Source organism: Methylocystis sp. H62 (genome assembly GCF_015709515.1).
GTDB lineage: Bacteria > Pseudomonadota > Alphaproteobacteria > Rhizobiales > Beijerinckiaceae > Methylocystis.
Window position 1 is genome coordinate 1 of record NZ_JADNQZ010000032.1, and the last position, 19,078, is coordinate 19,078.

Annotated in this window: 21 protein-coding genes and 2 pseudogenes; 9 read left to right on the plus strand and 14 right to left on the minus strand. The window is 59.7% G+C overall.

The window, feature by feature from the left end:
• A partial coding sequence (locus IYY11_RS01440) for a Tn3 family transposase (RefSeq protein WP_196402442.1) occupies positions 1 to 906 on the plus strand: 906 nt, incomplete at its 5' end.
• Between the two features lie 24 nt (positions 907 to 930).
• On the opposite strand, the pseudogene IYY11_RS01445 reads toward IYY11_RS01440, so the two are convergent.
• The 10 genes and pseudogenes from IYY11_RS01445 to IYY11_RS01490 form a co-directional block, all read right to left on the minus strand.
• Positions 931 to 1,263 (minus strand): annotated as a pseudogene (locus IYY11_RS01445) (TrbG/VirB9 family P-type conjugative transfer protein); the annotation flags it as partial.
• 32 nt (positions 1,264 to 1,295) lie between these two features.
• Positions 1,296 to 1,970 carry a virB8 family protein gene (locus IYY11_RS01450; protein WP_196402443.1) on the minus strand — a complete coding sequence of 225 codons (675 nt, stop codon included), beginning with the start codon at positions 1,968 to 1,970 and terminating at the stop codon, positions 1,296 to 1,298.
• Positions 1,963 to 2,265 carry a hypothetical protein gene (locus IYY11_RS01455; RefSeq protein ID WP_246719550.1) on the minus strand — a complete coding sequence of 101 codons (303 nt, stop codon included), beginning with the start codon at positions 2,263 to 2,265 and terminating at the stop codon, positions 1,963 to 1,965. The genes IYY11_RS01450 and IYY11_RS01455 overlap by 8 nt, the downstream gene beginning before the upstream one ends.
• A 42-nt stretch (positions 2,266 to 2,307) precedes the next feature.
• Entirely contained in the window at positions 2,308 to 3,291 is a 984-nt protein-coding gene (locus tag IYY11_RS01460; protein WP_196402444.1) for a type IV secretion system protein, read from the minus strand.
• 2 nt (positions 3,292 to 3,293) lie between these two features.
• Entirely contained in the window at positions 3,294 to 3,575 is a 282-nt protein-coding gene (locus IYY11_RS01465) for an EexN family lipoprotein (RefSeq protein WP_196402445.1), read from the minus strand.
• On the minus strand, positions 3,572 to 4,282 hold the full coding sequence (gene virB5, locus IYY11_RS01470; RefSeq protein WP_196402446.1) for a P-type DNA transfer protein VirB5: 711 nt from the start codon (positions 4,280 to 4,282) through the stop codon (positions 3,572 to 3,574). The genes IYY11_RS01465 and virB5 overlap by 4 nt, the downstream gene beginning before the upstream one ends.
• Entirely contained in the window at positions 4,279 to 6,651 is a 2,373-nt protein-coding gene (locus tag IYY11_RS01475) for a VirB4 family type IV secretion/conjugal transfer ATPase (RefSeq protein ID WP_196402447.1), read from the minus strand. The genes virB5 and IYY11_RS01475 overlap by 4 nt, the downstream gene beginning before the upstream one ends.
• Positions 6,644 to 6,979: a type IV secretion system protein VirB3 gene (locus IYY11_RS01480; RefSeq protein WP_196402448.1), complete on the minus strand. Its 336-nt coding sequence runs from the start codon at positions 6,977 to 6,979 to the stop codon at positions 6,644 to 6,646. Before IYY11_RS01480 ends, IYY11_RS01475 begins: the two co-directional genes overlap by 8 nt.
• Positions 6,980 to 7,026: 47 nt before the next feature.
• The gene (locus tag IYY11_RS01485) at positions 7,027 to 7,320 is read right to left on the minus strand and encodes a TrbC/VirB2 family protein (protein ID WP_196402466.1); all 294 of its coding nucleotides are present in this window, start codon (positions 7,318 to 7,320) and stop codon (positions 7,027 to 7,029) included.
• Between the two features lie 52 nt (positions 7,321 to 7,372).
• A complete protein-coding gene (locus IYY11_RS01490) occupies positions 7,373 to 7,930 on the minus strand; it encodes a hypothetical protein (RefSeq protein WP_196402449.1) in 558 nt (185 codons plus the stop codon).
• A 340-nt stretch (positions 7,931 to 8,270) separates the two neighbouring features.
• Between IYY11_RS01490 and IYY11_RS01495 the strand changes: the two genes are divergently transcribed.
• Positions 8,271 to 8,996, plus strand: coding sequence for an autoinducer binding domain-containing protein (locus tag IYY11_RS01495; protein WP_196402450.1), 726 nt, complete (start codon positions 8,271 to 8,273; stop codon positions 8,994 to 8,996).
• A 116-nt stretch (positions 8,997 to 9,112) separates the two neighbouring features.
• On the opposite strand, the gene IYY11_RS01500 is transcribed toward IYY11_RS01495, so the two are convergent.
• Complete coding sequence (locus tag IYY11_RS01500; protein WP_196402451.1) at positions 9,113 to 9,484, minus strand: hypothetical protein; 372 nt, start codon at positions 9,482 to 9,484, stop codon at positions 9,113 to 9,115.
• A 191-nt stretch (positions 9,485 to 9,675) separates the two neighbouring features.
• On the opposite strand from IYY11_RS01500, the gene IYY11_RS01505 reads away from it, so the two are divergent.
• The 4 genes from IYY11_RS01505 (at position 9,676) to IYY11_RS01520 (ending at position 12,345) form a co-directional block, all read left to right on the plus strand.
• A complete protein-coding gene (locus IYY11_RS01505; RefSeq protein ID WP_196402452.1) occupies positions 9,676 to 9,861 on the plus strand; it encodes a hypothetical protein in 186 nt (61 codons plus the stop codon).
• Between the two features lie 292 nt (positions 9,862 to 10,153).
• Complete coding sequence (locus IYY11_RS01510; RefSeq protein WP_196402453.1) at positions 10,154 to 10,324, plus strand: hypothetical protein; 171 nt, start codon at positions 10,154 to 10,156, stop codon at positions 10,322 to 10,324.
• 1,520 nt (positions 10,325 to 11,844) lie between these two features.
• Positions 11,845 to 12,168 carry an SOS response-associated peptidase family protein gene (locus tag IYY11_RS23575; protein WP_196402454.1) on the plus strand — a complete coding sequence of 108 codons (324 nt, stop codon included), beginning with the start codon at positions 11,845 to 11,847 and terminating at the stop codon, positions 12,166 to 12,168.
• Positions 12,169 to 12,345, plus strand: a complete 177-nt coding sequence (locus IYY11_RS01520) for a hypothetical protein (RefSeq protein ID WP_196402455.1) — start codon at positions 12,169 to 12,171, stop codon at positions 12,343 to 12,345.
• A gap of 11 nt (positions 12,346 to 12,356) precedes the next feature.
• On the opposite strand, the gene IYY11_RS01525 is transcribed toward IYY11_RS01520, so the two are convergent.
• Complete coding sequence (locus IYY11_RS01525) at positions 12,357 to 12,818, minus strand: ABC transporter permease (protein WP_196402456.1); 462 nt, start codon at positions 12,816 to 12,818, stop codon at positions 12,357 to 12,359.
• Positions 12,819 to 12,989: 171 nt separating this feature from the next.
• Between IYY11_RS01525 and IYY11_RS01530 the strand changes: the two genes are divergently transcribed.
• The 3 genes and pseudogenes from IYY11_RS01530 to IYY11_RS01540 all read left to right on the plus strand — a co-directional run bounded on the left by IYY11_RS01530 (position 12,990) and on the right by IYY11_RS01540 (position 15,160).
• Positions 12,990 to 13,271: a putative quinol monooxygenase gene (locus IYY11_RS01530; RefSeq protein WP_196402457.1), complete on the plus strand. Its 282-nt coding sequence runs from the start codon at positions 12,990 to 12,992 to the stop codon at positions 13,269 to 13,271.
• A 506-nt stretch (positions 13,272 to 13,777) separates the two neighbouring features.
• Positions 13,778 to 14,333: pseudogene (locus tag IYY11_RS01535) on the plus strand (IS630 family transposase); the annotation flags it as partial.
• A gap of 518 nt (positions 14,334 to 14,851) precedes the next feature.
• Complete coding sequence (locus IYY11_RS01540; RefSeq protein ID WP_196402458.1) at positions 14,852 to 15,160, plus strand: hypothetical protein; 309 nt, start codon at positions 14,852 to 14,854, stop codon at positions 15,158 to 15,160.
• Positions 15,161 to 16,398: 1,238 nt separating this feature from the next.
• On the opposite strand, the gene IYY11_RS01545 is transcribed toward IYY11_RS01540, so the two are convergent.
• The gene (locus IYY11_RS01545) at positions 16,399 to 17,052 is read right to left on the minus strand and encodes a hypothetical protein (RefSeq protein ID WP_196402459.1); all 654 of its coding nucleotides are present in this window, start codon (positions 17,050 to 17,052) and stop codon (positions 16,399 to 16,401) included.
• A 1,441-nt stretch (positions 17,053 to 18,493) separates the two neighbouring features.
• Complete coding sequence (locus tag IYY11_RS01550; protein WP_246719552.1) at positions 18,494 to 18,775, minus strand: hypothetical protein; 282 nt, start codon at positions 18,773 to 18,775, stop codon at positions 18,494 to 18,496.
• Positions 18,776 to 19,078 lie beyond the last annotated feature (303 nt).

Genomic DNA, 19,078 nt, shown 5'->3' on the forward strand with positions numbered 1-19,078 from the left:
GAGGCGCGCGCCGACTACAACGCCAAATATGGCTCGGAGCCGGGCGTCAAGTTTTATACGCATGTCTCCGATCGGTATGCGCCGTTTCACACCAAGGTCATCGCCGCCAACGCCAGCGAGGCCGCGCATATTCTGGACGGGTTGCTTCACCACGAATGCTCGCTGGACATCCGCGAGCACTATACGGACACGGCGGGCGCCGTCGATCACGTGTTCGGTCTTTGCCATCTCACGGGATTTCGATTTGCGCCGCGCATTCGCGATCTTGCCGATCGCCGGCTCTATGTCGCTGATGCTCGCGCCACATATAAATCACTCGACCCAATGATCGGCGGCGCTATCGACTTCCGCATCATCGGCGAAAATTGGGATGAGACGTTGCGCCTCGCGGCGTCAATCAAAGCTGGAACGGTTGCGCCGTCGATCCTGATGCGTCGGCTCGCCGCTTACCCCAAACAGAATGCGCTGGCGAAGACGCTTCGGGAGATCGGGCGGCTCGAACGCACCCTCTTCACCCTCGACTGGATCAGCGACCCGGGTCTGAGGCGGCGAACAAACGCCGGGCTCAACAAGGGTGAGGCCCGCAACGCGCTCGCCAGGGCGGTGTTCTTTCATCGCCTCGGAGAAATCCGCGACCGGACGTTCGAAAATCAGCGCTATCGGGCCTCTGGTCTCAATCTCGTCGTCTCGGCCGTCATCCTTTGGAATACGGTCTATCTCAGCCACGCCGTTGCCGAGCTTCGCTCCAGCGGAGAACGCGTCCGTGACGATTTGCTCGCTCATATCGCGCCGCTCGGCTGGGAGCACATCACCTTCAACGGGGACTATGTTTGGCCGACCGAGCCGCTCCAAAACGCCTTCCGGCCCCTCAGAAACCCCCGCTCTGAGCTACTCGATGCGGCTTAGAGTACAATTTCGGGAAGATTCTGCGCTGACCCCGAATTGATATGACCGCTTGCGGCCGTCCCGGCGCGTCGTCACCACCTGCAGATTGGTCGGCGGATGCCTTTCGCGCGGTTTCAGGAAGAGGATGTTGCCGGCGGGCGCAACTTCCCAGGAGACGGAATCGCCGATCGCGACATGGGCGATTTCTTCGTCCTCGGAAAAGACCACCTGGGTCGAGGCGCGGATGACGCCGTTGATTTTGACCACATTGAATGGATCGTAGGCGACCATGCGCATGCGCGCGTCGCGCGATCCAGCCATCGGTTGTTGCAGGGCGAGGCTTGGCAAGGGCGAGAGCAAAAATCCGCACGCGATCATCACTATCGCGCCAGCGAAGGAGAAGCGGTTCGTCATGGCGCGGTCTCCGGATCGGACCGGCATTCGGAGACGAGAAAACCGAGAGGGTTGATCAGGCGATCGGAAGCGGAGATCGTCGCCTTCTTCTCAAACGAGAGGGCGACCGTTGCGATCCAATGAGAAATCTTAATCTCGTCGCCATGACGGACTTCGCGCAGATAGCGCACCGAGGCGAGATTGGGACCGAGCAGCGAAATCGCCTTGATGCGGATTTCGGCGACGCCACTCTTGCCATAGGCGACTTGAGGACTATCGGGATTTGAGCCGCGATAGAGGGTCGAAAAGCGCGTCTGCTCGCCCTGGGTCGAGAGCAGCGAAATGGTGCGGAAATTGGCGGGCGCCTCGACGAAACTGTAGCCTTCCCGCGCTCGCACATATTGAACAAGAAAATATTTGGCGATCGCCTCGTCGTAGGCCTGCGGCTCGTCCTTCAGGGCGGAAACCACGTCGACAATGCCGGTCGCGTTGTCGACGCGAATAACGAAGGGCTCGACGGTCTTGAGAGGAGTGAGCGCCGCGACCGCGCCGATCGAGACGAAAGCGAGAGCCGAGGCCGCCGCCGCAGCTACCCAGGCGATGCGCTTCGAGCGTTGCGCCGAGAGGAGAAGATCCTGCTCCCAGAGGCGAGCGCGTTCGAAGTAGGCCTTCAAATCGCCGCGCTCAACCATGGTCTGCTTCCCCACAGCGCCGCGTCGAAGCGGCGATATCGAAGATGGGGAGAGCGGCGGTTCGCTCGCTCGCATGCGCTTTGTCGATTTCGCCCTTGCGGATGAGTGGTTCGCCAACAGCGGGTGGCGGCGCCGGCGGTTCAACGGGCGCAGCGTTCTCCCAATCCCACAGCGACCGGTTGAGCGGCCGCCGCGTCCAGCCGTCGCAGGAGGGCGCGCCAGCGCCGGTGAGACTGGCGCAACCGGTTAGAGGCGCGGCGAGCGCCAGCGCCAGAAATCCCATTCGTGCCGTCATTACGTCTCCGAAAATTATGATCTTCGAGATGGCGAGTGTGCGTTATTCCGCGGGAACGTGGCGGATACTGCCGCCTCTCCGACGTCGCTGCAGCCCCTGAATCGTCCTTGTCGCGGCGACATGGGCGCCGGCATAGGCGCCGATCGTCGCGCCCAGGGTGGCGGTGGTTGCAGTGGCCGCCATCCAGCGGTTGAGCATGTGGGCGGCAAGCGAGGCGCCGCCGCCGGCGAGCGCCCCGGCGATTTCTGGCAGTTGCAGAGCGATATAGGCGGCGAGGCCGAGCACCGCGCTGATCGCTACGGCGCCGACGATCAACTGTCCGCCGGTCGCGGCGTTGGCGCCATATTTGTCGACGAAATGACCGACGGTTGTTAGCATCAGCCCGATCAACGCGACGACAAGGACATGCAGGATCACGAAATTGGCGAGCTGGCGCGTCCAGGCTTCGCCGAAGGTGCGCGTCGCCTCGAACAGCATGAGCGCGATAAAGATCGGACCAAGCGCCAATACGAGCGCGAGGCCAACTTTCGCATAGAGCATGATTGCGAACTGCAGGAAGCCGCTGACGGCGGTGAACACGAGAAGGATGGCCGCGACGAGCGCCGGCACGATATCGGTCAAACCGGCTTGATCGTATATTTTCTGCGCGACCGAAATTCCTTTGGTCAGCAGTTGGTCGAACGGCTGGCCGGACCTCATGTCGAGCCCGCCGCCGGCGATGGTGCCGCTTATCTCCTTCGGCAGGGACTCGAAAAAGAGCCCCGTGACATATTGCTGATAGGAGGAGGCGTTCGTCGCGAGCAGGATGACGGCGACGATACGGATCGAACGCCAGGCGAAATCGAGAATCGGTTCCTGGATCGCGCCGCGCATGACGGCGATTCCATAGATCGCGACGTAGAGCATCACTGCCACCCGCAGCGGCGCATCGACATAGGATGTGAGTTGCTGAACAGAGTTCGACACGAATTGCGTGATCGGCTGTTCGAACTCTCTCAAAAATTCGTCGAAAACTGTGACGGCCATGCTCAGAGACCTTCACGCAAACGTTTTAGGGCTTCTTCGCGCCCCCAGACGAAGATTTGTTTTTGCGCTTGATCAGCGTTTATGCACTCCGCCGTCTCGCGAAGCGCGCCGGGATTGGCCTTGCATCGTCGTTTAGTTGCTTCGTGCTCGGCCTCATGCTCGAGATACCAGGCCACATCATGGACCGGCACCGCCATCTTCGACGAGGCATCGGAAGAGTTCGGTTCCTTGTTGCAACCTGCGAGGCAGGTTGCGATCAGCAGTGTTGAAATGAGCGTCTTCATTGGAGGGCAGCCTTCATTTCGTCGACCGTTTGGCGCCGCCGCTCGTGTTCGCGCTCGACGTCCATGTCCGCTTGCGCACGCTGAATCATGGCGAGGCCTTGCAGGCGCACCACGTCGTTTTGCAGCAACGCCTGTTCGGCCTGTAGGCGGGCGGAAAGGTCGAGCACTTCCTTGGCGTCCTTGGAGGCGCTGATCTGGCGGCGCAGTTCCTCGAGCTGATCGATGCGGCGCGACGCCGTGTCGTAGACGGCTTGACCGAGCGAGTGTTTCGCGCTCGTTTGGCGGGCAATGCGATCGAGCTCTGAGGCATAGAAGGAGTTACCCGGATTTTCTGTGTAGAGACGGTTTTGCGAGAGATAGCTGTCGATGGAAGAGGCGAAGCCGCCCGAGCCCGATCCCTTGATCAGTCCCTCGATCTGCGAAAATTCCCCTGGCAGATATTTGCGGAATTCCGATGAGTTCAACAAGCTCGCGACGTCATTGGCGTTCGTCAGCCTACTGAAGGAATCATAGAGCTGCTTCGCCTGCGAGAGCTGATCCTGCGCCACCTTCAGTTGCGAAGAGAGCGTCTCGACCTGCTTTTTCATTTCGATCAATTGATCGAACTGGCGGGCGAAGACGCTCGGATCGAAAACGACCTGACTTGAGGCCGGAAAGGGCAGGGCGGCTATGATTACGAGAGGAACGAATCGAGCAAGCGGCTTCATGCGAGCCCCTTTCGGCGCTGATGGAAAAGTGGGAGCCAGTTCGCCGGATCGTCGCCGACTTCTGCGCGCAGGCGATCAAGAAGGTCGACGGTCGCGGTGCGGCCGGAGAGGACGGCGAGCGCGTCGTCCATGCCTTTGAGATCGAGCTCGGCGACCACCGCGTCGTGGCCTTGTTTCAGGAGAAAGCGACGGCTCTCGGTCGAAAGCTCTTCGCGGATGAGCCGGAATTCCGCCTTGGTGAGATGAAAACCATCGACATAATCGTGCGCCTGGCCACGGGCGTTGGGAAAGAAAATTTGCGTCGGGCATTGCTCGACGATGGTGTGGGCGATCGGCGAGACCAATGCATCACGCGGAGATTGCGTGCCGAACACCATCACGCCGTTCTTCTTGCGGATGGTCTTTAAGCCGTCATTGGCGAGATCGCGAAAGGCCTCGTCGCCGAGCGCCTTCCAGAATTCGTCGATCGCGATGACGATGCGCCGGCCGTCGATCAGCTCTTCGACGCGTCGAAACAGCACCATCATCAGCGGCGTGCGGATGACGGAATCGTCGAGGACCTCGGTCATGTCGAAACCGAAGGCGTGTGAATCGATGCTGATCGCGTCTTCGTCAGCGTCGAGAACCCACCCCAGCGCGCCACCTTTGCACCAGCGTTCCAGCCGCGCGCCGATGCCTTCCATGTCGCGTTGGCCAAGAAAGACGCGCAGCGCCGAGAAGGAGCGCTCGTGGCGCGGAATGTCGCGCAGCGCGAGAAGTCCGTTATCGATCCTTTGTTCGTCAGCGACCGAGAAGGGCCTTCCGTCGACGCTGACGAGCTTGCGCACTAGCGCGCCGAGAAAGGCGAGATTCGACGGCGTCAGATCGAAGCTCTTCAAAGGAGCGCAGCCCGTGGGCCTGCCGTTCTTCAAGGCCAGATAAGAGCCGCCGATCGCTCGGATGAAGAGCTCGGCGCCGCGATCCTTATCGAAGAGGACGAGCTGGCAATCGAGCTTCTCCGCCTGCGCCAGGGCGAAAGTCAGGAACGCGGTCTTGCCAGAGCCCGAGGGACCGCAGATGAATGTGTTGCCGAGATCGCCGACATGAAACGAGAAATGAAACAATGATCCCGAGGCGGTCTTCAGCGCGGCGACGGCCGGCCCCCAATGATTGCCCTTGGCCTTGCCTGATGGAAAGGCATGGAAGGGCGAGAGCCCCGCGAAATTGCGCGAAGTGATGGCGCCGGCCCGCGCCCGATATTTAAAGAGGCCCGGCAATTGCGCCCAGAAGGCTGCCTCGAGCCCGAGATCTTCGCGGGCGACGACCGCGCCGGCCTCGGCGAGAATGCGCCGCGCCTGGCTCATCTTGTCAAGGAGAGCCCTTGGCTCATCGGCTAGGATCAGAAGCGACAGATGATGTTCGCCCATCACGAAGCGGTTCGATTCAAGATCATCGAGCGCCGCGTCGAGCTCGCCAATCTGCGAGGCTGCGGGGTCGTTTGTGGAGAGAAGCTGATTCTGTTTGCGCGTCATCACCGTCTTCGCTTCCGCCTTGCCAAGGAAAGCGAAGCTCTGCGCGAGGACGAGTTCGAAAGGCGCGGCGAGAAGGCCGTCGAGCAGGCCCCGCCTAGTCGTCGCAGGATAATCCTTAAACGCCAGCATGCCAGCGTAGCGCGAACCGCCGGGGCCGCGGATTTCGATTGCTTCGCGCCCGAAGATCAGGCGGTTGGCATAGAGGGCCGGTCCGAGCGGACCTTTGACGAGCGGGAAGGGGAGCCGCTCGCAAGCTCCGAGTTCCTGGAGGAAGGCGCCGGTCTCGGAAAAGATTACGCCGCGCTGTTCAATGAGGCCGAGGCGGTGGGGGCCATAACGATCGAGCGCCGCCATCAGATCGCGCGAAACGTCATCAAGCTTCTTTAGCCCATATGCGTCAATTTCGACGCGGGCGCGCTCTGCGCGCGCGAGGCGTGAAAAGAACAGCGAGGCGCGCTCAGTTGCGTCACGTCCTGGATGCCAGACGAGCGTCAGATAGAGCTCGTTGCTAAGAAGCGTCTCGGAGACGAGCCGCGCCCGATAAGCTTCATTGAGTACGCGCGCGAACTCCGAGCGAAAGGCGCCCTTAGGAAAGTCGGAGGCTCTCCGACGGATGATATGAGTCCAGAGCGCCAGGCGCTCGTCGGCGACGTTGCGCAGCGTCAGATTGAGCTTGGCGTGGAGGTCGTTGAGATCAGCTGCGTCGGCGGTCTCGAAGGAGACGCCGGAAAGACGTATCGTGGTGATCAAGGCGCGCGTCGAAAGCGAGATCACGTGCTCGGCGACATGGCGCAGATAGGGGAGGTGAGCGCCAGACTCCACCTCTCGCGCTTTGATACGCGCTGCGACGCTAGCCATGAGTGAGTTCCTCGGCGTGGAAGCGGCGCATGAGCCGCAATGGCGTGCAGGAAGAGCCGCCCCAAAGATTCGCATTGCGGTGACGGCCACGCGTCTCGAACCAGGCGAAAAGAATCCGGAATTGATTGGCGTCACGCCGGCAGACGAGCCGGCAAGCGAAGTGGATCGGCAAGGCGACGAGGCCGTAAAGAAGACTGCCAGCCAAGACGAATAAGACCGACGAGAAGATGACGTTGAGGCCCACGGCCTCCATCGTCACGCCGAGGATCATCGCTGGGCGCGTACAGGCGAGAAAAAGCGTGTCCTCGGCGAGGCGTTCGTCGCTCATTGGCTCCTCGATCAAAACTGTGGAAAGAAGACTGCCGGAAGTCGCGGCTACTTGCCGGTGAGCGTCGAGACGATTTCGGCCGCGCCGAACAGGATGGCGACGCCGAGAATGACGTAGCCGGCGCGTCTCAAGTCGAGATAGCCAAACATCCAAGTCATGCCGGTAATGATAATTGCGAGCGTGGCGAGCAGCTTCGCGACATTGCCGGTGAGCGCGTCGACGATGTTCTGAAGAACTCTTTCGACATTAGCGCTTTGCGCTGACGCGGGTTCGTTGAGGACAAGCGTGACAACGACGCTCGCGAGCAAATGGAAGGAGAGACGACGAGCGGAGGAAGGCATCATAAATTGCAAACTCCATTTGAGATGGCCAGATGTGATTTGCGGGCGCCCCTTACCGGGGAGACGGAGACGACTCATAGACGAGGAGCGATTTTCTGGAGCCGGAGCCAAAAACGTCCCAATGCTTTTTGGGTGGCGCCTGCAGAACGGTGAGTGTCGCGGTCTCTCGAGGAGTCGGTTGCTCTTCGCGAAGATCGGCTTCGCGATCGAATTCTCCACTCGGAGAGACTTTCGCGCCTGCTGCATTCGGAACAACCGCGGTCTTCCCACTTGAGAAATGTTTGGGGTCATCCTTGAGAATCTGAGCGGCGGCATGGAGCGACGGACAGCTCTCGAAAGCGTCCGCCACGCCGATTCCGGCCTTATCGAGATCAACGAACGTCAGACCGACGAGGCCAAGCCGCACGTCTTGCTCGCCGACTTTCGTCTGCATCGCGAGAGCGATCGCCTCGTCCTTGGAGGTCGCGAGTATTTTGATCGGCTTGCGGCCATTGATTGTGAGCGAGAGAGGCTCAAAACGGCTCGCCGCTCGCACGATCTCGATCAGAGGTCGTATTTCGACGCGAGGCGCGCAATCCTCGGCAAGCGCCATGAAAGCTGAAAAGTCCACTGGGTATTCTCCGCGGCGTCAGGCGGCGTAGCGCTGCGCTCTTAGTCCGAGCCGTCGTGGGCGGATATTGACGGCGGTGCTGGCGCGGCGGCGGCTTAGTGAGGCGAAGCGCATGGTCCGAAATTTCCGAATCGTGGATGAATTCGGGCGCAGGGAACCAGAAGCGCCGCGGCGATAAACCTGCGAAATTTCACAGGAGTTATTTAAACGCGTTCACAAAATCGCCGCATCATGATCACAGACACCATTCGCAAATTGGCGGCTGTCTTCAAGGATTGTGGAGGCGGTTGCCTGAGCGGGGAGCGGGGGGCGCGTCGAAACAACGGCGAAAGGCCCAAAAATGCGGCGAGTTGAAAATGCTTTTCAGGAACTCATCGATGGCGTCAGCACAGCGTCTGACAAGGCGGCGTTTCGTGCGGTCGCCGATCGGGCGACTCAAAGACTGGGCTTTCGCAGTTTCGCTTACCTCGGACTCGCCGAACATGGCCACACATTGATTTCGACATATCCGAAGCAATGGACCACGCGCTATTTGAGCCAACGCTATGATCTTATCGACCCGGTTCTCATCCGCGCGCGCCGCGACCGTGATCCTTTTCGCTGGAGCGGCCCGCAGATGGCGAAGGGTCGAGGAGACCAAGTCAAGCGGTTTTTCGGCGAAGCGGCGCAGTTCGGAATAGAACGAGGCGTTACCATCCCGATTCAGGCGGGCTTCGATCGGTTCGCCCTTCTCACTTTTACGGCCGACAAGCATGGTCTCGACCTTGATGAGAAGGCAGCGAAGGCAAGGGACATTTTGCAACTCATGGGCATGTATTTTCATGCTCATGTCGAAGCTGCGTTGAAGCTTCCCGCGAGCCTTGATCCATCGTCGCCTTTGAGCCAACGCGAGGCGGAATGTCTCGCTTGGACGTCGCGCGGCCGCACCATGGATCAAATCGGCAAGATCCTCGATGTTAAGACGCGCACCGTCGCCTTTCATCTCGACAGTGCGCGCGCCAAACTCGATGCCGAAAACGTCGCGCATGTCGTAGCGCTGGCGTTGAGGCGCGGGCTGATTCCATGAAGGGACGCAGTGCGAGCCTATCGAGCTGTAGGATAAGTCAGTTCGGAGCCGGTCTAGGCCGATGCGGCAACAGTATGCACGGTCGCCGCCCTTTTTTGGCTATCTCTCGCGTAACCTCACTCTTGTGGACTGTCGCCCGCATCCTTGACGTTCGAATCGTTCGCCTCCGGAATCGGGAGGTAGCCTAATGCGTCGTCGAAGGCGACAAGAGTCGTGAAGGCGGATTTCAACTCCGCCGTCGCCTCGCTCATTGCGAAGCGGATATTGTGCAGCCGGGAAATGGCGTTCTGCCCCGCTTCAATGAGATTTGATCTCGCGTCCGAACTAACAACGTCAGAGGTCAGCTTTTCGATGCGGCCCCGCCATTCGTCGAGCGCCTGCTGCGCAGTCGCCTCTTCCTTTTCCAACGCTTCGACCTTGACGAGCGCTTTGCGATAATGACTCAAAGCTTCGAGAGCTCTCTTTTCGAGATCGGCATTCTCGTTCATGCGCTCGCTTCTCTGATCGGGCTGAAGAGGACGCCATTTACGCCTTGAATCCGATGCCGAACTAAACCGCAGTGGGCGTCGGGACGGGCCGTTGTCGCATAACATCATTTTGTCGATGCCGCCCGGATCTGAACCGATCGTTGTGAAAGACGCCCTTCGCGCCTTTGCGATCGAGACCTTCGGCGGCCAGCATGATTATGTATTCGTGCAGCATCGACGATGAGCACCCGCATGTCCACCTTACCGTGCTCTCGCGCGGCTACGACGGGAGGCGGTTCAATCCTCGCAAGGCCGATCTCGCCACATGGCGCGAACAGTTCGCCTGCGAATTACGATTGCGCGGCATCGAGGCCGCGCCGCACACGTGGAAAGGTTAGAAAAGCCGAGCGAGGCGTCGTTCGCGCGATCAGGGAACGCGGTTGGCAGCCGCGCGTGGAGAGATCATCAAGGAATCGCAGAAGGGCAAACGTTCGGCGCGCCCTTGGGAGGCAAGACGCGGGAAAGGCAGGCGGATGTCAGAGAGGCCAATCGCCAACAGGCCGAGGTCCTGCAGCGTTCTCAGAACGCCGCAGACCGCGAACTCGCAAAGCAAGTGGCGCAATTTGTGGCGGACCTTCCCGAGGTCGAAACAAGAGTATCAGACCTCAGAGCGCGCGAAGAAGGACGACTATGCGCGGAGCTTACGACAAAGCGCGCAAAGAGTACGATGAACTTCGCGGTCGTTCTATTTTGACGACGACGGACGCTCAAGGGAAGAAGCATACCGGTGTTGATGGGCGGGAAGTTGAAGACGAGCAGCGCGCCGTCACACTTGCTTGGGTGCGCTTCATGACTACTTAGGCGGCGTCGCTTCTCGTAAGCGACATTTCGCAGCGATCTTGTCCGCGGTTCATGGCCGCGGGCCTTTTTCAGGCCGCTCGTGCGGCGACGTGCCTAATTGAATTTCGCTGGGCCTGTGCCCCAAAATTCGCGCATGATACGAGCGCCCATCGCGAATGCCTTGATCGCATCGGTCGTCGTCGCCGAAATTTTGGGCCGGCATGATGCTGTTGCTTCAGCTTCAGCGCTGAGGCTTCCTAATCGACGCTTGGATTGATCACGGCCAAAGACAAGCGAAGACGCCGACGCGCAAAGCGAGCGCGCTTGATCAAACGCGTTTCGCGAGACGAGCCGCGGCGCCAATCATAGCCCCAATGAATGCGCCCACCGCGGCACCGATCAAGCCGAAAAATGAGCCGATCACGGCGCCAACGGCTGCGCCCATCGCTGCGCCGGAAATGGCGGTAATCTCGCTCTCACTGCGGGCGGCCATCGGTTATTCTCCCGGTTGTTTACACAAGGGCGCGGTCGTCACGATCCCAGATCATAGGCAGGCGGTAATGGGAAGCAACGGTTCAAATGACGTTCGGGCGCTAAGCGCCGCCTGCGCCTGCCACGCTTGCCTCGGCGCGTTTCAGAGCTAATTGGTCAGCGTCGCTCTCATGGACTCCAGGTCGCGGGTCTTTTTTCAGCTTCACGCCGGCCGATCGGAGGACGGTACTTGTCATCGCGCCAGCAGCGGCTATTCTGACAAATGCCTGCTTCGGAGAGCCATTGCGATAGGTGGGCGCACTCCGTCCCTTGCCCGCGGCTTCGATGAGGGCTGCGGGCTTTTTTGCGGATCAATTTGCTTGCAAGTTGGTCAGACGCGCCCGAGTCATCGTCCCAGCGCGTCTTTGGCCACCAAGGCGAAGTTACCCGGCTGGAGCTGACGCTGAGCCGAACCCACCGTCAGCTGAATCTTTGATTTACATGAACAGGCCCAGGCACCCGCCTGCCAGTCCACCAACAACAGCCGCGGCGACCGTGTTGGCGACGCCGCCAAGTGCTATCGCAGCGAGACCTCCGATGATAACGGCCCCGATGGCTATGTGTTCGACGTGACTTCGAGTTCTTTAGCCATGATCGTGACTCCATCCCTTGTTTCGGAGAACCGCGCCTAAACAATTGTTTTATGGCGCTTTTTCTCGTCCCTCACCAGGGTGCGCGTCATTTCGACGCAGCGCGACTTTAGCACAATGGCGGATCGAGTCCAATTTTGCGGCAGCCTCACGCTCGGCTTGCCGCCATTCGTGAACTCGACACGGCTTTTTCGAGCGCGGCGCGGATTGCGGCCAGCTCTGGCGCGAAACCGGCTTGCCGACTTGCGCGGAAGGCATCGACAATCTCAGGAAAAAGCCCGGCCATCGCTGGCCGGGCTAAAGAGGAACTATGGGAACGCCGGCCCGCGGACCGGCGCTTGCGCCTCAATCGGGCGTCCATGCCCCGAATGCAAGCCGATCGCTCATGAAAAAGCCCGGTCGTCGCCGGCCGGGCTTGGCATGTGCGGACGTTTCACACTGCATCTTTCCTGGGAAGAACTTCACCGCCTCGCCGACCTGATCGGTCAGCCGCGCAATCTTCAGCCGCGCTACAACATCGCTCCTACAACCAGGATCGAAGTTATTCGCCTCGCCGCGGCTGGCAACGATCTTGTGCGATGCGCTGGGGGCTTGTGCCGTCATGGTGGAAGAAGCCGCTCAGCGACCTTCCTTCGACATTCAACACTCGCGCCGACGGTCGCGGAGAAGCCCATGTTTCGATCGGCGTTCAAGAGCCGCCGCTGCGTCATTCCGGCGCCGGGCTTCGGCGCCGGGCTTCTATGAGTGGACAGGCGCGAAGACGCGAACGGCGTCGCGTTCGCCTCTGTCTATTTCGCCTCTGTCTATTTCGAAGACGAGCCGACCCGGCACGGGCTCGTCAATCGGCTTTCCAACCCCGACGCCAAGGCAGTGGCGCAGACCATCGCGAGAGCGCTGACGGCGGCAGCTAGGCCTATATGAGCGTGGACAGTTTACTCTGGCGGAACGTTCAACTTGGCGGGAAGCCGAGCCCGGATCACATCCAGGATTCCCTCAATAGCGTCCTCTGCATTGTCCGCACGTCGTTCCGAGGCGGCTAACTCTGCCGCCTTGGAGTCGAGTTGTGATTGCAGCACTTCAATCTCTTGATGCGCACGCTCTATGGCGACGGACATCTGCTCGACTTGAGTCTCAGCCAAGCCCAGCATTGCCTCTGCGCGTTCGGCGCGCTGCTCCGCGCGGTCCAACTCCTCCCTCACAGCGTCGGCGACCTCACGGGCACGCATCAGCGCATGCGCCGCCTGCTCCTCGAATGCTTTGATCGCCTCCGCTGTTTCCGACACAAGATTTAGCGCGGCGGCAACATCGTCGCTCTCTCGGGCGGGCTGACGAGCCGCGCTCTCGTTTTCGCGGGTCGCTTCGTCCGCTGCCTGGTCAAGGTCTGGCGCATTCATGGACGCCTCCGGTCGTCGCCGTTTAGGCTTGTCGAGTATCGTCAGACTATCGGTTCCCTTATGGCTGCGCGACCCAAGAAATCAACCGTCGTGCAAAATGCCTCCAAAGGTGCAAACTGAGAGCTTGGGGGCTGCAGTTCCCGAGGAGGTCGCAATAGGAAGTTTGGCATCTTGGCCACGCTCGAAGCGAAGATCGGCAAGGAGCACGAGGTTGCGGCGTTCTTGAAATCGGCGCTGCCACTCGTGGAAGCAGAGCTGGGCACGGTGTCGTGGTTTGCCATCCGAATGTCATCCACCACCTTCGGTATTTTTGACGTTTTCCATGACGAAGCCAGCAGAGACGCTCATCTTGCGGGGGACGCTGCAAAAGCGCTCATGGTGAAGGCGCCGGAACTCTTCTCCCAGCCGCCAAAAATCGAGAAGGTTGACGTGCTGGCGTCAACGCTAAGCTGACGACGCAAAAAGCCCCGCCGTTACGTCCACGGTCGGGGCGTTCTTGGGCGCCGGTTTCTTGCCCTGCTCGGCGAGCTTGGTGGTAGTCGGCGGATTGGCGCTCTCTACCTCGCGCTCGAATTCTTTCGCGGGAACGTTGGCGAGGCGGATGGCTTGCTTGGCTTGGTGCTGTGAAAGGCCGGTTTGAGACGCGGCATTCTCTCGCGAGTGAAAAGGTTGGGTGTCCGCCCCTTTCACTTGCGCATTTGATTATTCTTCCCGATTGCCGGCTCAATCTGTTTCAGCAACTCGCCGCATCTGCGGATGGCGCGCCCGGACTGGCCGGTCTTCGTGGCAGTGTCGGAGGACGGAACCTTGATCTGACGCCCGTCGTATCCTTCGCGGTCAAGGCGTGCGTCGATATCACCGACCCTTCTGCAATCTCCGGAGCGAGCAAGTTCGAACGCTCGCTAGATTGTTGTCTTGTCGGCATCCAAGGCAGTTAAGGCTACCTAGCTAGTCCTATTCTTTATCTGTCGCTGCCGAATCGGGCGCTGATGCTGAGCGTTGATGAGAAGAGCCAGATACAAGCGCTTGCTCGCGAGCAGCCTGTCCTTCCGATGACGCCGGGCGTTCCGGAGTGGTGAACGCATTCTTGTATCCGCCACGGCACAACGTCGTTGTTCGCAGCCCCGATATCGCTTCAGGCTTTGTGATCGGCAAATGCTACAAGCGTCATCGAGCGACGGAGTTCTTGGACTTCCTGAAGCAAATCGACGCGCGCGTTCCCGAAGGGCTCGACATCCATATCATTATGGACAACTACGCCACTCACAAAACCGCTGTGATCAAAAACTGGCTGGCGCGCCGCCCTCACTACCACGTGCACTTCACGCCAACATCGGCATCCTGGATCAATCAGGTTGAGCGCTGGTTCGCCGAACTCACTCGCAAGCAATCCGTCGCGGCGTCCATACCTCAACGAACCAGCTTGAAGCAGACATCCGCGCCTTCATCGAGCGGCACAATGAAAACCCCAAGCCATATCGGTGGACCAAATCCGCGGATGAAATCCTCGCCTAAGTCAAACGCTTCTGCCGGAAACGCGCATCCAATCCATCGGGGTGCGTGAGCAAATGCCGTATCCCATCTTGAACGTCTCAAAAGTTTGACACCCATCAGCCGGCGTCATCGCGCTCTATGCCAAGATCGCGTGAGGCTTTGCGGACCCCGCTCTCGTGGCGATGGCCACGGCCATCCTCTCGCTTCGTTTCATTTGGCGCATCTTGCGCCGATTGAAGATCGGCCAGTCTTATCCACTCGACGACATGCTCGTTGCGCTCAAGCGCGGTGAAAATCTGCGAATTTGCAGGATTTACGTCTGATCAAAATGATCACAGGTTGCCCGCCCGCGCGTCTCCGCAGCGACAAATTGTCGTTGTGGTTCGCCTGTCGCCGGTAGGCATGCTCTGTCCCACTGGCCTGCGGTCTTCTCGGCCGCGGGCATTTTTGAGCCTTAACACCCGGCCTGTTCCGTTCTCATCGGCCGTCCTATATCCCACTGGTTTGTCGTGAGCAGTGGATTAAACAGGGAGATTGTCATGTCCGGAACGATCATAAACCTCATCGTCCAAATTGTGGCTGGAGCCATTGGCGGAAACGCCGCTGGCGCATTCCTAAAGAAATTGGACCTCAGCCCTCTCGCTAAGACAATCACGGGCGCCGCCGGCGGCGGCATTGGCGGAACGATCCTTCAAGGCTTGATCCCTGCGCTCAGCAGCGCCGCGAGCAGCGGGGGACTAGATATTGGCGTTATGCTTGGCAACTTGGCTGGCGGTGGCATCACCGGTGCAATCGTCACCGCGGCCTACGGTCTCATAAAGAATGCGCGCATCAAGAAAACGGGCTGATCCCAGCCAGGGCGCCTTGACGGCTCTGACGGTGTGGGCTTTTTGCAATTTGGCGCGCATCATCGCTCAAGATCTGCTCAAGGCCGGAAGTGGCGAATTCACTTGCCTCGGCGCGCTCCAGCCCTAATTGGCCGGCGTCGATTCTTGTAGCTACGTTTCAAATACCTTGCACGCGGCTGTGAACCGCGAGCCTTTTTCAGCTTCACGCTTGGCTCGTCGCCATTGGTGAAATTCAACGCAGCTATATTGAGAGGGCCCCCGAGAACCGGTCGCCTCGCGCGCGAAAGAAACCCGGCCACGGGGCGCAGCCGCACGCATCTCTCAATGGGTGCGGGAGTTTACACGAGCGTCTGCGTCGTCCCATTCCGAAAGCGCCCGCTCGTTTCCGCGCACAATTCGCCCGATTCGATCCAATTCGATAAGCAGCTCCCTGGCCATTATCTCTGGCGCGGTTTCTGACTGAGCTGCGGCGCGGGCGGCCTCTCCCGCTCCAACACGTGCTTGGCGCTAGGTACGCTGCGGCGTCGGCGCCACGCCGCGCTTCCGGGAAGATTGGAGAAATTCCGAGTGATTCAGCATATGCGCTCCTGTGTGCGCATTTGTGCGCAAGCGATATGCCCCCGCAAGATATGGAGTCGCACCATCGATTGCCAAGCGTGACAATTCTTACGAGGGCGAGGGTCGGAAATAGGGGCTCTGCTTTTTCAGGGTTCAGGGTCTCCAACATTTCGCGAGCCTGCCGCGTCGCAAACACTAGCCTTCGCCTCTTCGACCAGGTCCGCGCGCCGCTTTATGAGAACGCGCCCTTGAATTTGCCGACCGTCATAGCCCTCGCGGTCAAGCTTGGCTTGGAGGCGCGTTCTGTCGCGGCTCGCGCCAGGGCCGCGGGCTTTTTTGTCGACGCAGGCCTTTCGCCTTGCTCGAGTTCTAACGCGCGGTATCTAAGCGCCGTCCGAGCCGGGCGCCCCGTCTAGCGTGGCTAGATGGCGAGGTTGAGGTCAACCAGTCTCGTCGCCCGACCTTGACGATAGGCCTGTTCAATTCGTCGGCCGATCATCGAGCGTGCTCCGGCAAGAGCGCGCGCATCGCGACGTTGAAGGGAGACTACTAGATCGCCGTGATGACGGTGGCTGGCTATTCGGTCAGCGCCATCGCCAGGACGCCTCGGCGCGCCAAGTCCACCGTGTCGCGCGCGCGGAGCCTCTCTCCACGGAAAAACGTCTGGGTAATTTAACGCGCTAGCGGCGCTGAATAATGATTCCCTGCGTCGTCATGACGATCCATCCGTCGTTGCGGCGCTCTATGGCGGTCACCCGTCCAGCCCCGGGCAGTTCATCGCCGGGCGCGACTTCTTCGAGAAATCCATCTGGACGTTTAACGAATGCATGCCCGCGATCAACATGGTGCAACGCATAATCAGCGATCGCTTTCGGGTAGCTGGCGCTTTTCTGATCTGGGGCGTGAGCGTTCATTTCAGAATTGTCATTGGGCTTGGCAATGGCTCTAGGCTCAGGTCTTGAAAAGGCGCTTGTTGGCGTGCGACCGAACGTGGAGTTCTCAAATTGCGCGAGGCGCGTTTCGAGCTTGTCCAGTCTCGCCATTACGGTCGAATTCGTTTCGCCAGCTTCGCCGCTTTGTTCCCGCGCAGCTTCGAGCGCCCGCAATCGATCTGAAGTGTGGAGATTGTCGACGCTGTGGCGAACCTGTTCGATCTGCGCTCGCAGCGAGTCGATCTCGTTGGCCAGTCGCGCGATTTCTTGCTTGTCCCTAGCGTCCGTCGTCACATTTGATTTGGTAGGAGGCGCCTGCAAAAGATCGGGTTGCTCAGTGCCGACGCGAAATCCGAGCACACGATCTAAGCCGGCACCCGATCCCGACAGATAGCCGATCATGAGGGCGGCTGCGACGGAAGCGCTAATATATGCGAAGCGCCACCTCGCATCAGAGCGCTTTGGCGCCAACACTAATTCTAGCGGTGGCTCAGACGAGGGTTTAGGGACCGGATAGCCGTCGTCTATGGGTGCGTTAGGTGCGTTATTCAAGTTACTAGCGTGCGGGAGCTTCGTCATAGCAGCTTTTCCGGGACTTAGTCACGGGTAACATTGTCGAGTTCGGCTATTATAGACGATTTTGAGGCTCTGGTCGGCCATGTGCCGCATCCCATCGAATGGAATGAAATAATCGACTCGGAAAGAAGCTTGCGAGTTTTCGTTAGCCTAATCGCATTCTGGTTTTGCGGTAACCACCACCGGAAGAACTCGGTCTCGACTGGCCGCGGATCGGCCCGGGAGTTGGGCGGTGGCCATCGGCCAGATACGCCGCTTCCCCTGTTTTTTGGCAAACTCCGCAACTTTTCATTCCGTCGAAATATTTCCCTGTTATGCAGTTTAGGAAATTTTGCTTGTTAAGCAGTGAATTGCATAGCTTTACAGCGTCGCAAAACGCTGCGTTCAGGCCCACTCTTACCCCTAGGTTTGTCTAGACGCATTTCGCTCCAGCAAAGCCAAATAAGTTATTGATAATAATGAATGTTTCTGGCGATGCAGAAACGCCTCGGCTCGGGCAGTGAAGACGCTGCAGGGGTCTCTCCTGCCCGTTTTCGGCGAGTCACATGTCGAGCGTTGTTGCAGGTAGTCCGTCAGTTCGGCGCAAAGCCAAGGAGTTGACGTTGTGCCCAAGTCGTAGGCAAGATTTTAGAAAGCGCCACGAGCCGTCTTGGCGTGAGCTCGACAGGATATGTGCTGTGCAGAATAACGCGCACGATCTGTGGAGCAAGATGAGACAGCTCACGCGACTCGACGCTATCGTCACCGCCCGCGAAGCACATCTGTCGCGTCTCGATCGCTCAGCTATCAAAGCAATAACGCCGTCGTGATCTCTTTGCGGGGCCGTTGCCGATCACCAGCCGAACACCGCTTTCCGGCTCGGCGTACATTTGCAGCGACCGAGAGGATCAAAGCATCGACCTCCGGCCTGCGAGCGGTCGATTTGCTCGCCTCCAACCTTAATGCGCTGGACCACGCAATGCACGAGTTCGCGCAGCTCGAGCGAGGAAAGCGACATCCAACCTTGCGCCAGATTCGCCGACCGCTCACGCGTGCGCAAGTTCGTCGCGGTTTTCAAGACGACGAAATCGCCCTTCGCCAGGGAGGTCATCGACAACTTCGCGGCGGTTTATGCGATCGAAAGCCGTATTCGCGGCAAAAGCGCCGAACTTCGCAAAGCGTGTCGTGTGCGGCGCAACGATCAACGATCGGCTCGGCGAACTTTTTTCCTGGAACTGGAAAGCCGCACGCGAGAGAGAAAAATGCAGCGCGGCGTGATCCGCTCGCGTCAGCACAATCCGCCCGGCTCGGCGGTCGTTTCCGCATCACGCGTATCAGAGCAGACCGCCTTCTTGATGAGCTGCTCCGTCGTCTGCTCAAAAAATATCCACAGATCGGTATGCAGCTCGGAAAACTGCTGCCGCACCACCGCATCGAAAAAAAGTTGCGGCGCGCGCACCATAATCGTCGTGCGCTGTTGACGCGGGTAACGGAACGGACGCACCCCGTAGTGGCGGCACAAAGAGACGAAGAGACGGACCGACCACTCGTCCGGCAGGCTGAAGTTCATCTCGATGGCAGGATCCTGCCGCGCCGCTTCGTCGAGCTTCGCCTTCAGCCGCTCGGCGGCGGCGCTTGCCGGTCTCCGGCGCTTGCCGCGCCGAAATACAGCGCTTCGACCTTGCGCAGTCGCTCGCGCAGCTGTTCCTCGATCGTCATTTTTGGCGTCGCTCCTTCGACGAAACCAGGCCCCCTCGAAAGGCCGTCAATCCGTCCCGCCAAGCAGTCCACAACACATCACAGTGGCCCGCTCGCGCCGGTTAAGGGTGTTAGGGCTTCAACATCGCCCGCCGGCAGGTGCCGACCCTTTGGA

Bases quoted from the DNA above. Each gene is read 5' to 3' on its own strand.
- IYY11_RS01545 (WP_196402459.1), bottom strand. From the start codon at position 17,052: ATGATCGGCTATCTGTCGGGATCGGGTGCCGGCTTAGATCGTGTGCTC.
- IYY11_RS01450 (WP_196402443.1), bottom strand. From the start codon at position 1,970: ATGGTTGAGCGCGGCGATTTGAAGGCCTACTTCGAACGCGCTCGCCTC.
- IYY11_RS01550 (WP_246719552.1), bottom strand. From the start codon at position 18,775: ATGAACTTCAGCCTGCCGGACGAGTGGTCGGTCCGTCTCTTCGTCTCT.
- virB5 (WP_196402446.1), bottom strand. From the start codon at position 4,282: ATGAAGCCGCTTGCTCGATTCGTTCCTCTCGTAATCATAGCCGCCCTG.
- IYY11_RS01505 (WP_196402452.1), top strand. From the start codon at position 9,676: ATGATTATGTATTCGTGCAGCATCGACGATGAGCACCCGCATGTCCAC.
- IYY11_RS01495 (WP_196402450.1), top strand. From the start codon at position 8,271: ATGCGGCGAGTTGAAAATGCTTTTCAGGAACTCATCGATGGCGTCAGC.
- IYY11_RS01510 (WP_196402453.1), top strand. From the start codon at position 10,154: ATGCGCGGAGCTTACGACAAAGCGCGCAAAGAGTACGATGAACTTCGC.
- IYY11_RS01540 (WP_196402458.1), top strand. From the start codon at position 14,852: ATGTCCGGAACGATCATAAACCTCATCGTCCAAATTGTGGCTGGAGCC.
- IYY11_RS01500 (WP_196402451.1), bottom strand. From the start codon at position 9,484: ATGAACGAGAATGCCGATCTCGAAAAGAGAGCTCTCGAAGCTTTGAGT.
- IYY11_RS01455 (WP_246719550.1), bottom strand. From the start codon at position 2,265: ATGACGGCACGAATGGGATTTCTGGCGCTGGCGCTCGCCGCGCCTCTA.
- IYY11_RS01480 (WP_196402448.1), bottom strand. From the start codon at position 6,979: ATGAGCGACGAACGCCTCGCCGAGGACACGCTTTTTCTCGCCTGTACG.
- IYY11_RS01525 (WP_196402456.1), bottom strand. From the start codon at position 12,818: ATGAATGCGCCAGACCTTGACCAGGCAGCGGACGAAGCGACCCGCGAA.
- IYY11_RS01475 (WP_196402447.1), bottom strand. From the start codon at position 6,651: ATGGCTAGCGTCGCAGCGCGTATCAAAGCGCGAGAGGTGGAGTCTGGC.
- IYY11_RS23575 (WP_196402454.1), top strand. From the start codon at position 11,845: ATGTGCGGACGTTTCACACTGCATCTTTCCTGGGAAGAACTTCACCGC.
- IYY11_RS01460 (WP_196402444.1), bottom strand. From the start codon at position 3,291: ATGGCCGTCACAGTTTTCGACGAATTTTTGAGAGAGTTCGAACAGCCG.
- IYY11_RS01485 (WP_196402466.1), bottom strand. From the start codon at position 7,320: ATGCCTTCCTCCGCTCGTCGTCTCTCCTTCCATTTGCTCGCGAGCGTC.
- IYY11_RS01465 (WP_196402445.1), bottom strand. From the start codon at position 3,575: ATGAAGACGCTCATTTCAACACTGCTGATCGCAACCTGCCTCGCAGGT.